Annotated in this window: 10 protein-coding genes; 6 read left to right on the top strand and 4 right to left on the bottom strand. The window is 46.7% G+C overall.

Going from position 1 to position 14626, the window contains the following annotated elements; genetic code table 11:
• Positions 1 to 116: 116 nt before the first annotated feature.
• Positions 117 to 857 (bottom strand): alpha-ketoglutarate-dependent dioxygenase AlkB, encoded by a 741-nt coding sequence (locus tag BM607_RS10510; protein ID WP_071938460.1) that lies wholly within the window; start codon positions 855 to 857, stop codon positions 117 to 119.
• Between the two features lie 188 nt (positions 858 to 1045).
• Between BM607_RS10510 and BM607_RS10505 the strand changes: the two genes are divergently transcribed.
• Both BM607_RS10505 and BM607_RS10500 read left to right on the top strand, forming a co-directional pair.
• Positions 1046 to 2182: a methyltransferase gene (locus BM607_RS10505; protein WP_071938461.1), complete on the top strand. Its 1137-nt coding sequence runs from the start codon at positions 1046 to 1048 to the stop codon at positions 2180 to 2182.
• Between the two features lie 327 nt (positions 2183 to 2509).
• Positions 2510 to 5707: a DUF2339 domain-containing protein gene (locus tag BM607_RS10500; RefSeq protein WP_071938462.1), complete on the top strand. Its 3198-nt coding sequence runs from the start codon at positions 2510 to 2512 to the stop codon at positions 5705 to 5707.
• 120 nt (positions 5708 to 5827) lie between these two features.
• On the opposite strand, the gene BM607_RS10495 is transcribed toward BM607_RS10500, so the two are convergent.
• The gene (locus BM607_RS10495; protein ID WP_011845989.1) at positions 5828 to 7126 is read right to left on the bottom strand and encodes an aminotransferase class I/II-fold pyridoxal phosphate-dependent enzyme; all 1299 of its coding nucleotides are present in this window, start codon (positions 7124 to 7126) and stop codon (positions 5828 to 5830) included.
• A gap of 196 nt (positions 7127 to 7322) precedes the next feature.
• Entirely contained in the window at positions 7323 to 8735 is a 1413-nt protein-coding gene (locus tag BM607_RS10490) for a PLP-dependent aminotransferase family protein (protein WP_071938463.1), read from the bottom strand.
• Between the two features lie 157 nt (positions 8736 to 8892).
• Between BM607_RS10490 and BM607_RS10485 the strand changes: the two genes are divergently transcribed.
• From BM607_RS10485 to BM607_RS10470, 4 genes are all read left to right on the top strand, one after another.
• Positions 8893 to 10227, top strand: coding sequence for a cytochrome ubiquinol oxidase subunit I (locus tag BM607_RS10485; RefSeq protein WP_071938464.1), 1335 nt, complete (start codon positions 8893 to 8895; stop codon positions 10225 to 10227).
• Positions 10228 to 10287: 60 nt separating this feature from the next.
• Positions 10288 to 11295 (top strand): cytochrome d ubiquinol oxidase subunit II, encoded by a 1008-nt coding sequence (gene cydB, locus BM607_RS10480; RefSeq protein WP_071938465.1) that lies wholly within the window; start codon positions 10288 to 10290, stop codon positions 11293 to 11295.
• Positions 11296 to 11442: 147 nt separating this feature from the next.
• Positions 11443 to 11577, top strand: a complete 135-nt coding sequence (locus BM607_RS10475) for a DUF2474 domain-containing protein (RefSeq protein WP_071938466.1) — start codon at positions 11443 to 11445, stop codon at positions 11575 to 11577.
• 744 nt (positions 11578 to 12321) lie between these two features.
• Positions 12322 to 12723, top strand: coding sequence for a GreA/GreB family elongation factor (locus tag BM607_RS10470; protein ID WP_012090048.1), 402 nt, complete (start codon positions 12322 to 12324; stop codon positions 12721 to 12723).
• Positions 12724 to 13519: 796 nt separating this feature from the next.
• Here the strand turns inward: BM607_RS10470 and BM607_RS10465 are convergent.
• Positions 13520 to 14296: a helix-turn-helix transcriptional regulator gene (locus tag BM607_RS10465; RefSeq protein WP_071938467.1), complete on the bottom strand. Its 777-nt coding sequence runs from the start codon at positions 14294 to 14296 to the stop codon at positions 13520 to 13522.
• Positions 14297 to 14626: the final 330 nt, after the last annotated feature.

The raw sequence follows: 14626 nt of genomic DNA, 5'->3' as shown, positions 1-14626 counted from the left end.
ACTTATTCGGTTTGCTGATCTACGACCACATTATATCTCACCTTATTTGGCAGGCAGTTCGCAACCACAAGCAGTTAACAGTAGGCATTTAACAACGGGCATTTAACAACGGGCATTTAGCCATGGAAATTAACGATGAGTTGTCTAAAGGTGTAGTTCCAGCGGGGCTCTTTTATTTTCAAGCGTTTAGGTAAGCTGTGTAACCAGTCGTTTTGCATGGGCCAATGCATGATCAGCAGATCGCCGCTGTGCAAACTGATGTTGTACTTGGTTTGGCTGTGTTTATGCTTAAGCACAAAATCCCGCGTGGCGCCTAAGGTAATAGACGCAATATGGCTACCATGGGCAATTTCTGGTTCATCATCGCTGTGGGCTCCCATGCAATCTTTACCATCTGCGTAGCGATTGACTAATACCCCATTGCTGGTCAAGCCATAATCCCGCGCTAACTTTTCCCTCAACTTGTGGGCATATTTAGGCCAAGGTAAGGCGCGGATAAACAGTCCTGAATATAAATAGTCGCAGCCCGAGTCGCCAAACCACACTTGCTGGCGGGGAATCGCGTGAAACTGACCGAATACTTGGATTTCAGGGCGACTTAAGGGATAAGTCTGTGCTTCTTTCATCAGCGCCGCTTGCTGCTCAGCATTAAGATAACCCCGCACTAAGGTGATGGGCGGTGTGGGTTGCTCAGCTTTTTTCGAACCTTGTTCGGCCATGCTCAAACTTAACTGCAAATCAGGATCCGCCGCTGCATCAAGCTCAAGTTCAGAAAACAAGTCAACCCTTTGGCCGCCACCTTGATTGTCACTCTGGTCACGCTGATTATTACCTTTGGCATCATCTTGCTTGTTCACCACCCTCTCCTATCGAGCCGTTTAATTACCGCTTCGTCCACAGCAGGGCTGCATTTAGGACGATACATTAGGCCTATATATTAGGGCTATATATTAGGGCTAGACATTAACCCTTAATGCAGAGCCGTCGCACTGCGCCATGAAATCTGCGATAATCTGCGCCTTAATTTATTGGCGCAGTGTGGCACATGACAACACAATTTTCAGTAGCGGGTGTTGAACTCGAACTTTTACGGTATCCAGCTCAGCAGGAATCTAATCTTCAAGCTTGGGATGCCGCCGATGAACACTTACTCAAAAGCCTTATTGAGTCAGAGCAAGCCGCCGTGCCAACCGCCATTATCAACGACAGTTTCGGCGCCTTAAGCTGTGGTGTATCGAAACTGAATCCAAGTTGGCCACTGTGTGTTGAAACCGATGCCAGAACCAGCTTTTTAGGCACAGAACAAAACCATGGCCGCAATCAGTTGCCGCTGGATAATCTGCAATGGTTTACCAGCCGCGATACCTTGCCAGAAAACTTAGCCTTAGTATTGATGAAGTTGCCTAAAAACTTAAGCTACTTTGCCCACCAGCTAACACGCTTATCGCAAGTGTTACCCGCTGGCACTCGTATATTAGTGGCAGCCAAAGCTAAATCGATTAATGGCGCCTTGCTCGATGTCTTTGCTAAGCATTTAGGCCCAGCAAGCGCTAGTTTAGCGTGGAAAAACACCCGAGTTATTACCTGTGTCAGCGATGGTAAATCCAGATCATTAGCCAAAGAAGTGACTTGGGCCGTACCCGAATATCAAATTGAGATCAGCAACTTAAGTAATGTGTTTGCCGCCAACAAACTCGATATTGGCGCACGCATCATGCTCGAAAACCTGCCGAAAGGGGATTTCAAGTCGATTGTCGATCTCGGCTGTGGCAATGGCGTGCTGGGACTGCGAACCGCACAGTTATTCCCTGAAGCTGATATCCACTTTATCGACGATTCCGAAATGGCGGTCGCATCAGCCAAGGCAAACTGGGCTCGTAATCAATTACCGACAGATAAAGGCCACTTCTATTGGGACGACTGCATGACGCATCTGCCAGAAGAAGTGCAACCGGATCTGGTGCTGTGTAATCCGCCCTTCCATCAAGGTGAAGCCATTACCGATCATATCGCGTGGCAGATGTTTTTAGACGCTCGCCGCCGCTTAAAAGACGGGGGGATTTTACATATCGTCGGCAACCGCCATCTGGCTTACCATGTGAAATTGCAGCGCTTATTTAAAAACTGCACCACAGTCGCCTCCAACGGTAAATTTGTGATCCTGCAGGCGCAAAAGAAATAATTCTGCCGCTAATTCCTGCCACTATGAGTACTTTAATCAGAGCCAGCAATGTCTGGCTCTTTGTTAAACTTAACCCGCTAAAATATTGTTCTACTCCACTATCAGCACTTTGTGACACTCGCTATGGCTAGCCGAAATCCCCTGCCGCAAGTACAATCCTATTGCAAAGGTGCTTAAGTACTTAAATTCTTAAGCGCTAAATGTTTTTAAACTATTAGTTTTTAAGCTGTTTTTTTAAGCAATTAGATTCTTAAGCACGAATTCTTAAGCACTAATGGTTAAACACTAAGCTTCTACAGCAATTAGGCACTTAACTAGGATTGAGATATGCCGTTAAAGGATGACGTCGCCCAACTAAAAGCTGAGCTGGCACAATTACAGTCGCTGCATTTATCGCAGCAATCTTCGCTCAGCCGCCAGTTGGCAGAATTTTCAACTAAGCTCGATACCTTAAGTCAGCAAATTGCGACTGAAGACGCCTCAGATACCACTGTCAGTATGGCAGCGGGTACAGCATCAATTGCGGCTGTAATCCCCGCCGCCGATAAGGCGCCCACATTAACCTACGCGGCACACACACCAATCCTTGAGTCCACTCCCGTAGAGCCAGTTCCTGCAGAACCCAACCCATGGCAGCAAAACGCTGTGCAAGGAGACCCTTGGCAAAGAAACACAAAAAATACCTCAGCAGAACAAGTCGCTAAAACCGAATACCAGGCGCAGGGCCAACAACTGAGTGATGAAGTCAAATTACAGGCAAGCGTGCAAGTGGCGAGTCAATTTGATGATCTGTTATCCCAAGGATTAGCGGCCATCATGGCGCCCTTTGGCGCAATTACCGAACAAATCAAATCCTTCTACCATCATTATCAAGCTAAGGGATTAGGGCCAGTCTTCTTGATGACAGTCGCAGGGATCATCACCCTGACCTTAGGCTTTGGTTATTTACTGCAATATTCAATCAACCATTGGTTTTCAGAACTAGGCAAAGCCCTACTCGGTTTTGCCAGCGCGAACGCTATCATAGCCGGCGGGATTTTTATTCGCCAAAAACGCGCGGGCATGGCGGACTTTGGCTCAGGGATAGTCGGATTAGGCCTTATCCTAAACTTTCTCTGCGCTTACTTTATTGGGCCATATTTTGAAATCATCCCCAATAGCGCGAGTTTTATCTTACTGTTATTGATCACTTTGGCAGGTTATGGCCTGTCAATGCGCTTAGATGCCAAAGTCATTGCCGTCATCGCCTTAGTCGGCGGCTCGACCGCGCCTATGATGCTGTTATCCCAAAGCTATGCGCCGCTGCTGTATCTTCCTTATTTACTGCTTATTGGTGCCGGCGCCCTTGCCCAGAGTCGTAAGTTAAAGTGGCCGCTATTAGTGGAAATCACCGCCCTGCTGCACATTGGCTGCATCGAAGCCTTTAGTTATTTTGTGCCATTGCCACTCACCGACTTTGGCGGCGGCAGTCTGCTGGCGCTTATCAGTATTAATGCGACCTTTTATCTCTACGGCATCATCGGCTTGATATTTACCCAGCAGTTTACCCATCAAGATAAACAACCAAGCAATACGCTGAGCCATCGCATACTCGCCCTGCCAATAGCACTGCTCGCCTTTGTGCTATTCGAATTAACGCAATTTACTGAGTTCGCAGGAGAAATCTTTGCGGTCAACGCGCTGATTTGTGCTGCCCTCTATTGGCAGCTAAAAAGCCGCTTAGAAAAAGCCCGCAGCGGCTTATTATTGGTCTTTGCAGGAAGTTTTGCCGGATTCGCGGCGCTGTATTTACTTAGCCATGATTTCCTCGGCTTAGTCTTACTGCTCGAAGCCTTATTACTGTTATGGATTGGCACCAAAGAAGAGCTAGTTTCAGTGCGCGCCGAAGCCTATGTATTACTGCTAATGGGATTAGGGCTAAATGCGTTTAGCGTGCTGGATAGCATGGCACTGTTAGAATCCAGCATATTAGATGCCTTAGCGATTTCACTTTTGTCGGCCTTTGGCTTTTCGCTGATAGCGCTGGCCTTAAGTTGCGCCGCCTTAATCTTTGCCATTCGACTATTAACATTCACCCATGTGCCACTTTCTGCGTTAGAACATCAGCTTTGCAGAATACTAAAAGAACTATTAAGCGGTTTTTATGTGGCGACAATTATCCTCGCGGCTTACCTTTTGAGCAGCGATTACTACCTCGCCATCTTGCCACTGGTCAGCCTATTACTGCTGTATTTAAGCGCAAAGGACAAACTCGTTATCAGCGAATTTGCCGCTTGGATTTTGCTATTACCGCTGCTCTTTAAGGTCGTTGAAGGCATAACGCTCACTGACAGTTTTAGCTTTAGCGCCCAGCCGCTTATGGCCAAACTGGCACGAATTGAGTTATTTACCGCCTTACTCTTGGCCCATTATTGGTATCGCCACCACTATAAAGATGCGCTATTTGCCAAAGCCGCTTACAGCGTGCAAATCTGCTGTTACTTGCTGCTGCCGCTTATTTTACTGCCCAAAGTTATCCGCAACTATTGGGAATATACCGCTATCGCCCTTTGGCTGAGCACCTTTATGAGCCTAGGTTTAGCCTATTTTGTTAAGCATAAGAGTTTGAACATAGAGGCCAAAATCCTCACTTGGCTAGCGGTTCTGATGACCGCCTCGCTATGCCTTATTCATGCTTGGCAAGGACTCGCGGCGCTGACCGTTGGCGCCCTGTTTATGGGCTTCACCCTGCTTCGTTATCGCCAATTACCCGAAACATGGCGCCCCTTGCTGCAGCTACAATGGCAACTGAGCCCTTATTACTTTGCACTGGTATTAGCCGTAATCGTTTATGGTTTTAATCATTCAGAGCTAGTAGGAATAGCGATGACAGCGTTAGCCTTAAGTGGTTATTTTGCATTGCTTATCCAAAAAAGTTTAAGCAAAAGAGCTGAAGGCCAAGCCTCACATAGCATGAAGTTAACCCTAGTTGCCGAAATCCAAGCCGCAATAAAGGAAAGCTACCATCTCGCCTATGGCCTCACTTTAGGCTTAGCCCTGTTGCCCATCATGTTGCATTTTGAGATCACGCTTGGGCTTAATCGTGATAATGCCTCGTTTGTGTTAATCGAGTTTTTATCACTAGCACTACTAGCAAGGCTTATCTTGCAGCACGGCGCAGCAATACGCTTGCATAGACGTATCTTGCCATTACAAGGACTTAAGTGGGGTTGGCATCTGTTACTCGCCTTGAGTTACTTCATGTGGAGTTATAGTTTTGATAGCATGATTGCCGCCCCACTCAGCGCTATTTTATTGGTTATCCATGGCAGTGTGTTGATGTTTATCAGCTTAAAACCACAAAATGCCGATATGATCCGCCTCGCCGCAGGGCTATTTATCCTATCGACGCTCAAGGTGCTATTACTGGATATGGCGTCCTTCGAGCTAGTGCAAAAGGTCATTGCCTTTATGCTGATCGGGGTTATTTTACTTACCGTTTCTTACTTCTACCAGAAGGCGAGAAATCGATTGCAGCAAGATTAACATCGTTTTAAAAGCACTAAAAAAGCCGCCATCGAATTAAATCAATGGCGGCTTTTTACTGTTAACGATTTAATAAATCGATGGGGTATCAGCTATTCGATATGGGCTACTTAATAAGAACTACTTGCTCACCAGTGCCTTATCGAGCGCCTGCGCCACATCATTAATGATGTCGTCGATATGCTCAATCCCAACCGAGATACGGATAAGATCTTCTGACACGCCCGCCCTTGCCAGTTCATCGGCATCGAGCTGTCTGTGCGTGGTACTCGCAGGGTGACAGGCTAAGGATTTCGCATCGCCGATGTTCACTAAACGCAGGATCATCTGCAGCGCATCGATAAAACGTCCACCGGCAATTTTACCTTCTTCAGGCGTGGCCGCTTTAATCCCAAAGCTAATGATCCCAGAGGCTTTTCCGCCAGTGATCTTGTGGCAATTATCCTGATAAGGGCTGCTTGGCAACGCGCCGTAGTTCACCCAACTCACCGCCGGATGCAACACCAAATATTCGGCTAATGCTAGCGCGTTCGAGCAATGGCGCTCTATTCTAAGGCTTAGAGTTTCAAGGCCTTGCAACAGTAAGAATGCGCTGTGCGGTGAAAGCGCGGCGCCGGTATTACGTAGCGGTACCACACGGCAGCGACCAATAAACGCCGCAGGGCCAAAGGCTTCGGTATAAACCACACCGTGGTAAGAAGGATCGGCTTGGTTGAGTAAGGCAAATCTTTCTTTATTGGCCACCCAATCGAACTTGCCAGAATCGATAATCACCCCGCCAATCGTCGTGCCATGGCCACCTATGTATTTGGTTAAAGAGTGGATAACAATATCAGCGCCATGCTCAAACGGGCGACATAACACTGGGGTTGCGACCGTATTATCGACAATTAAAGGCACGCCATGCTTATGGGCAATCTCGGCTAAACGCTGTAAATCGACAATATTGCCCGCGGGATTACCAATCGATTCGCAGAACAAGGCCTTAGTTTTGTCGTCGATCAGCTCATCGAGGCCTTCAAAATCATCGAAGGCCGCCATACGCACTTCTACGCCTTGGCGCGGCAGCGTATGGGCAAACAAATTGTAAGTGCCGCCATAGAGCTGACTGGTGCTGACAATATTATCGCCAACTTGAGTCAGGGCTTGAATAGCATAGGTAATCGCCGCCATACCCGATGCCACGGCCAGCGCACCTATGCCGCCTTCAATGGCTGCGAGACGCTGCTCTAGCACGCTAGTAGTAGGATTCATGATCCGCGTATAAATGTTACCTGCGACTTTCAAGTCAAATAAATCAGCACCATGCTGGGTATCATCGAAGGTATAAGAGGTGGTTTGATAGATAGGTACCGCGGCCGCTTTCGTGGTCGCTTCTGACTCATAACCGTAGTGTAATGCCAGTGATTCAAGCTTCATTTTACCTTCCTTCAACAGAGTGCTGTCCTTGATCCAACCCAAAGGATTGCACAAGATTTGTGCATACTCAACAAGCTAACAGATAGACATCTGGAAGTCTAAAACTTTTTACCTCAGCATTTAACTTCTGACCGAAAACCCCAAACAACAAAGCGAGCTAACATAACAGGCTCATATAAAAAGCTAACCTAACGAGTTAGCACGAATAGTTACGGATAAGTTCGGCCAGCACTACGACAGCAGAGACTATCTCTGGCGAGCACTCGTATGAGGCATTCAAGCGCATAAAATGGCGGAACTCGACCTGATTACTAAAGAGATTTCCGGGAGCAATACTGATCCCGCGCGCTATCGCCTGAGAATAAATTTGTGTGGCATCCATGTGTGCAGGCAGCGCTAACCAGAGAAAATAGCCGCCTTGTGCAAAGTTAACTCCCACAGACTCGGGCAGATGCGCGCGCAATAGCTGATACATGGCCAATTTGCGATCGGCTAACTTTTTACGTAACTGCTTCAAATGGCGCTCATATTGTGCCGACTGAATAAAATCGGCGATAGCAAGCTGCATGGGCGCGCTGGTCGATAGCGTCGACATAACTTGCAAGCGCTGTAGCTTCGGCGCATGCAGTCCCGCCGCCACCCAGCCGACACGATAACCTGCAATCAAAGACTTAGAAAATGAGCCACAGTGCAGCACCCGTCCTTCGGTATCGAAGGCTTTTACAGGCCTTGGCGCACTGGAGCCGACATAAAGCTCTTGATAAACATCATCCTCAATCAGACTGACCTTATGCTCGTTTAGTAACTGATAAAGCACCTGTTTTTTAGTATCCGACAAGCTACAGCCTAGCGGATTTTGATGTTGACTCATCAACCAGCAGGCTTTCACTGGGTAGGTTTTTAACACTTCCGCTAGCGCCTCGAGATCAATGCCCAGTTGTGGATCCGTCGCGACCGCAATGGCCTTAAGTTTAAGCCGCTCAATCGCCTGCATCGCGCCATAAAAGGTCGGGGATTCAATGACTACCCAATCCCCCGCTTGAGTTAGGGTCGCTAAACTCAAGTTCAGCGCCTCCATGGCCCCCGAGGTAATGATGATTTCATCGGGTGAAATGCTCATGCCCAATTTGGCATAACGTTGGGAAATCGCCTTACGCAGCCCCGCATTCCCCGGCGGTAAATTATCGGCAGCAAAAGACGGTGACATGTGCCGAGTGACCTTAACTAACGAGCGCGCCAACGCTTGCTGCGGGAATAAACTGGGATCGGGAAAACCTGAGCCAAAGGGCACTATGCCCGCCTGTTTTGACGCCTGTAAAACAGAGAAGACGAACTCGTTAATATCCACTTTATCAGAGAGATAAATCTGCCGCTGACGGTCGGGATAGCGAAAGGTTTCTGGCTGCGGCGCCACTAAATAACCCGATTTTGCCTGCGCCGTAATCACGCCTTGGCTTTCCAATAGCTGATAGGCATTAAGCACTGTCATCAGACTCAAACCCGAATCAGCCACCGTTTGGCGCAGCGACGGCAACTTGTCCCCCGCCTGCCAGACGCCTTGGGCTATTCGTGTCTTTAATTCCTGCGCTAACTGTTCATATTTCGCCATCTGTTATAGCCAAATCAATATATTCTGTGTCTGTTATAGCCAGCTTATCCCATGCTCTAATGGCACACAAGCTTTCACCGCTGGGCCAATATTAGGTTCAGTGGACACTGCATTAATGAATGCCTTTGTAACGAGACTATTATCTCTCGAGGAAATTATGTTTGATTTTGATGCCACTGTACTTGCTAGGATCCAATTCGCTTTTACTATCTCTTTTCACATTATTTTCCCCGCCATCACTATCGGCCTCGCCACTTATTTAGCGGTATTAGAAGGCTTATGGTTGAAAACGGCGAATCAGGTGTACCAACAACTCTATCAATTTTGGTCGAAGATTTTTGCTATTAACTTCGGCATGGGCGTGGTCTCTGGCATTGTTATGGCCTACCAATTTGGTACCCATTGGAGCGCGTTTTCCGCCTTCGCGGGCAGCGTAACTGGGCCGCTACTCACCTATGAAGTGCTTACCGCCTTCTTCCTCGAAGCGGGTTTTCTGGGGGTCATGCTATTTGGTCAGCAGAAGGTAGGAAAAAACCTGCATTTCTTCGCCACTTGCATGGTTGCCACGGGCACGATTATCTCGACCTTCTGGATCTTAGCTTCAAACAGCTGGATGCAGACGCCCCAAGGTTTTGAAATCGTGAACAATCGCGTCATTCCTGTGGATTGGTTTCAGATAGTGTTTAACCCTTCATTCCCCTATCGTTTAGCCCACATGACAGTAGCGGCATTTATTTCGTCGGCTTTCTTTGTGGGCGCATCGGCGGCTTGGCATTTACTCAAAGGTAACGACACGCCCGCAATCCGTAAGATGTTGTCTATGGCGATGTGGATGGCGTTAATCGTCGCGCCATTACAGGCTGTGATTGGTGATTTCCATGGTTTAAATACCCTTGAATATCAACCAGTAAAAGTAGCGGCGATGGAAGGCCATTGGCGTAATGAGGGCGATAAACCCACACCGCTGATCTTGTTTGCCATTCCTGACATGGACGCAGAGAAAAACCACTTCAGCCTTGAAATCCCAGGGCTGGCGAGCCTGATTTTAAAGCACGATTTAAACAAACAAGTGCCAGCCTTGACTGAGTATCCCGCCGAGGACAGACCCAATGTGTTGTTAGTGTTTTGGAGTTTTAGGGTCATGGTCGGCTTGGGCCTATTGATGATTTTTGCCGGACTGTGGAGCGCTTATCTCAGACGCAAAGACAAGCTCTACAGCAACAAACACTTTCTGCGTTTTGTGTTGGTGCTCGGCCCCGCAGGACTGCTCGCGACACTAGCGGGCTGGTTTACGACCGAACTTGGCCGTCAACCTTGGGTGATCCAAGGATTGATGCGCACTCAGGATGCCGTGTCTTCCCACAGCGTTACCCACCTGAGTATCAGCCTAGGAATTTTCATCGTCAGTTACTGCGGCATCTTCGGCGTGGGTTATAGCTATATGATGCGACTCATCCGCAAAGGGCCAGATATAGCGGCGACAAGCCATTAGCGTTAACGCAGATGGCACTCGCTTTACTTATTCAATCTTAAACATATTTAAGGGCTCACCATGGAATTCGATTTACCCTTGATTTGGTTCGGGATCATCATTTTTGCCACCTTAATGTATATCGTGATGGATGGCTTTGATCTCGGCATAGGCATACTGTTTCCCTTTATTCACGACGAGGACGACAGGGACATTATGGTTAATACCGTCGCCCCCGTTTGGGATGGTAACGAAACCTGGTTAGTGCTCGGCGGCGCCAGCCTGCTCGGTGCCTTTCCCCTCGCCTATGCCATAGTGCTCGAAGCGCTGACTATACCGCTGCTCATCATGCTGCTGGCACTGATTTTTCGCGGCGTGGCATTTGAGTTTAGATTTAAGTCGGGCGCAGAAGCTAAACCATTTTGGGATAAAGCTTTTATGTTCGGATCTATCACGGCCACGTTTTCACAGGGCGTAGTGCTGGGGGCGTTTATCTCAGGCATTTCGGTCAGCGAGCAGCAATTTAGCGGAGGTAGTTTCGATTGGTTAACGCCCTTCTCACTCTTCTGTGGATTTGGCCTTATGCTGGCCTATGCTTTGCTCGGCGCGACTTGGCTGATAAAAAAATGCCAAGGCGAGCTTAAAACGACCATGCAGCAACTCGGCAGAGCACTGACCTTATGCTTACTTATGACCATAGGTTTAGTCAGTTTATGGACGCCTTTTGTGCAGCCCAATATTGCCCTGCGCTGGTTTAGTTTGCCGAATTTATTCTACTTCGCCCCAGTGCCAATACTGGTATTAGCCTGTGGCTGGGCCTTGATGAAATCCTTGCGCCGCGATGATAACTATCAGCCATTTCTACTCACCTTATGCCTAGTTTTTTTAGGTTTTAGTGGACTAGGGATCAGTATCTGGCCGCACATTATTCCCCCCAACATCAGCCTTTGGCAGGCGGCAGCGCCCGATAGCAGCTTAAGCTTTATGCTCGTCGGCGCGCTGATGATCATCCCGCTGATTTTGGTTTACACCTTTTGGAGCTACTACGTGTTCCGCGGCAAAGTGACTAAAGATGCAGGCTATCACTAACGATTGCTCAAGTAAGACATGACCTCAAAATGCTGCCGAAGCGACTCTGCCTAGGCAGCGGACTCTATTCAAACGGCGAGCTCACTTTAAGCAACGAATTCAATTAAGGCTTCAATTGAAACACTGGCTAACACCTAGGAGATAAACATGATGACCCCAACTAAATCCCTCAGCTATCGACTCGGCTGGTTAGTGCTCATTTGGTGCACGAGCGTCAGCTGCCTGTTCCTCGTCTCCATGTGCATTAAAATACTGTTGAAAGGCGCGGGATTAACCACCTAAGTGGATACTCAGTACTTTACAACTTTAAAAGCGAATATTAAGGCTTAATTCAGTTAGCTTGCATAGCATAGCGTTAAAATATACTTAAGCATCACAATCACCGTGCGAAGGTATTATTCGAGCGTACATTGTGAGTGAGTGCATTAGTGAGTTATTTAAGTGAATTAGTGTGCTATTTACTTAATGTGTATTTTATCACTAAGCTCACAGTGCTCGATTTATTTTACGCGTGCTAGGATTAAATTGACTAAGGTTAGCGTTAATATCAACAAAGTTAATTTTGTGTTAAGTCAGGATTTTACTGTTGATAAGTATACTCAGCAATATAAACTTGGTTAGGCTTGCATTATTTTTTCACTTGGCCTATGGTATCAAGCAAGTAAACATGGCTTATTTAGTAACAGTGCTAGCTAATAGATTTATTCAACAGCATTATTAAATAAATTAAGCTACTAGCGATACTGATAGACAAATAATCAATCGAACACCACTTTTGACTGGAGATGTAAAACTATGTTTATCAATGCATTTTCATCACTATCTTCCCATGTATTAGCTAGCACTCTTAGCTCAACGTGCTGTTTGGCTAAATCATTCCGTTTCTCTCTCAAATTCCCAGTCTAAGCCGAGCGTCACTCGCGCTCGGCAGAACTTTAATACTCTGGTTAAATAAGCACTGAATACAGTTACTCATCTTTTGAAATTCTTTGCTTGTACTTTTACTTGGTTATTTAAGAGGCAGGAATGGCATATTCATTTTTTAGCGGTCTATTTCAGAATTTTATTCTAAAAACCGAAACCTATTATTTACAGAACAGTTTTAATGCCTCCCTGCGCCCAACCGCTTTGGCTGGGGTGATTAGCAAGCTTGAGCAGCTCAAGCATGATACGGCGAGTGATAAAGTGACTGTAGGGCGGGAGATCCGCTTAGTTAATCTGCAGGATCAGCAAGAGTATCAAATTGAACTCGTGTATCCACCAAAGCACAAACCCAGTGCAGGACGCTTCTCTGTTATATCCGATTTAGGCGTCAGCTTGCTTGGGCGGTCTAAGGGCGAACTGGCTGAAGTGAGTATTTTAGGCAAGCCGGTGCTATTTATGATTAATGATATCAGCCTAGCGAAAAAGCCTAAAAAAGCTAAGTAGCCAGCTGATTCAAGCAGCGTTATTTTTAATGGCCATTTAGCAGCTTATGCCCGAGTTCAATTCCGAATTTCGTTCAAGTGTTAAGCCATTTTTAGATAACGTATTTTAAAGATAAAGTGTGTTCAACTCCAACTCCGTGACAACATGCTTCAACTCGCTATTAGCGGCGGCTTCTAGCGGTACTTTCAACATAATAGGATAAGAAGGAATGTTATTTTGAAGTCATTAACTGGCCGCGTTATTTATTAAAGACAGGTATTAAATGAATTTAGCACTGTAATTAACGCCTTTTGCCACTATTTACACTAAGTCATGGCAGCGCTTTAAGGTAAAACAGCAAAAGGGTTAAGAGGTTTAGGTTCGGCGCCTCAATCGTTAAATTCATTTTTATGCGTCCTTTATAAATAAACCGACTCAATTTAAGCCTGAAATAAAAATTGAGCCCAACTATCGAAACCGAATTGCGGCGCGGATTCGGATAGTGACCTTCACTTTGGAGTCTATATCTATGAGTAAAGAAAAAAACAAAAAACCGCCAATGAAAACCTTAAAAGAGAAGCGTCAGGATAAACGGAACCGCCAAAAAGCATCCGACTAATTTATCCAACAATGTAAAAATCCCTTAAATCCTCTCTTTAAATAGGCCGAGAATAGGGTGCTAAATGCTTTGGCACCCTATTTTATTTCTCGGTTTTATCAGCTTATCGCTTCACAACACCGACTAGCGTTCGACTTAACACACTCTCATTTTTCAACACACTAAGCTTATATGCCATCACGCTAAACTTATGCGCTATCACAATCGACGGCGATACTGCTCCGGCGAACACTGGGCATACTTTTTAAACATAACGATATAAGGTGAAGTTTGGTTGTAGCCGAGCGTTAATGCCACCTCTTTTATAGCCAGTCCCTGACGCAGCAATTGTAATGAATAGATAAACTTATGCCTTTGCCTTAACTCGGTAAAACTCATCCCCAGCGCCTCTTGGCAACGACGGGCTAAGGTACGCTCTGTGGTATGTAATTCACTTGCCCAAGATTTAAAGGTCTTAGGACTCGCGGGATCGGCTTCGAGTGCCAACAACAGCGGCTGTAACAGTTTATCTGAAACGGTGGGCAAAAATTGCGGCAGGGCTTGGCCGATAGTGAGCTGATCGAGCAAAACCTCAACGAGGCGCTTATCCGCCGCCGAGTTTGCCACTCTGACTTGCCGCTCCCGCAGATCGTTCACGATCGATTGGGCAATAGGAGTCACAGCTAACAAACAGGTCTCTAGGGGAAACGCCGCAGCCCGCTCGACATCTATGTTCATCGAACAATAATGGATACTGCGCCGAGTATAACTTTCATGCTCTATCCCCGCAGGAACCCAAATCGCATATTGCGACGGCGATAAAAACCGTTGCCCAGCGGCATGTAATTCCATGATGCCACCGCTGATTAACTGCAATTGTCCCCATGTGTGTTGATGCTTAGGCGTCACCGTATTAGGCAGGAAAGCTTCATAGTTAAAGAAGATATCCGCAACTGGCTCTTGCTCTGCCGTGAGGGGATGGTAAACCGTACGCATTTTGTCTGTCCTCAAAGCCTTCTAGCTCAATACATTCTCTTGTTTAATAGTGCTCAACTGGTTTAATCGCGCTCAAGCTATTTTGCTATGCCATAGCACTCTGTCCGCCGGGGAACTGACCTTGTCTGATAAGCGATATCTATATCATAACCGACCATGGATAATTGCCAGCAATTATTATCTGGATGCATAAGTGCTAGGTCATAAGCAAAGTCTCTCATTCTCAGTCGCTAATTCTAAGTCACTCATGCTCAGTCATTTAGAGTTAGCCATGTAGACTCAGTCGCTTATGTTCAGTCATTCATGCCCAGCCACGTAAGCCAGTATCGA

This window comes from Shewanella sp. SACH (assembly GCF_001887095.2).
Taxonomy (GTDB): domain Bacteria; phylum Pseudomonadota; class Gammaproteobacteria; order Enterobacterales; family Shewanellaceae; genus Shewanella; species Shewanella baltica.
The sequence above is the reverse complement of the archived record's forward strand: the minus strand, read 5'-3'. Positions and strand labels throughout refer to the sequence as shown.

What these genes read in the sequence shown, in the direction of transcription:
- BM607_RS10465 (WP_071938467.1), bottom strand. Translation starts at nt 14,296, where the DNA reads ATGCGTACGGTTTACCATCCCCTCACGGCAGAGCAAGAGCCAGTTGCG.
- cydB (WP_071938465.1), top strand. Translation starts at nt 10,288, where the DNA reads ATGGAATTCGATTTACCCTTGATTTGGTTCGGGATCATCATTTTTGCC.
- BM607_RS10500 (WP_071938462.1), top strand. Translation starts at nt 2,510, where the DNA reads ATGCCGTTAAAGGATGACGTCGCCCAACTAAAAGCTGAGCTGGCACAA.
- BM607_RS10495 (WP_011845989.1), bottom strand. Translation starts at nt 7,126, where the DNA reads ATGAAGCTTGAATCACTGGCATTACACTACGGTTATGAGTCAGAAGCG.
- BM607_RS10505 (WP_071938461.1), top strand. Translation starts at nt 1,046, where the DNA reads ATGACAACACAATTTTCAGTAGCGGGTGTTGAACTCGAACTTTTACGG.
- BM607_RS10475 (WP_071938466.1), top strand. Translation starts at nt 11,443, where the DNA reads ATGATGACCCCAACTAAATCCCTCAGCTATCGACTCGGCTGGTTAGTG.
- BM607_RS10490 (WP_071938463.1), bottom strand. Translation starts at nt 8,735, where the DNA reads ATGGCGAAATATGAACAGTTAGCGCAGGAATTAAAGACACGAATAGCC.
- BM607_RS10470 (WP_012090048.1), top strand. Translation starts at nt 12,322, where the DNA reads ATGGCATATTCATTTTTTAGCGGTCTATTTCAGAATTTTATTCTAAAA.
- BM607_RS10485 (WP_071938464.1), top strand. Translation starts at nt 8,893, where the DNA reads ATGTTTGATTTTGATGCCACTGTACTTGCTAGGATCCAATTCGCTTTT.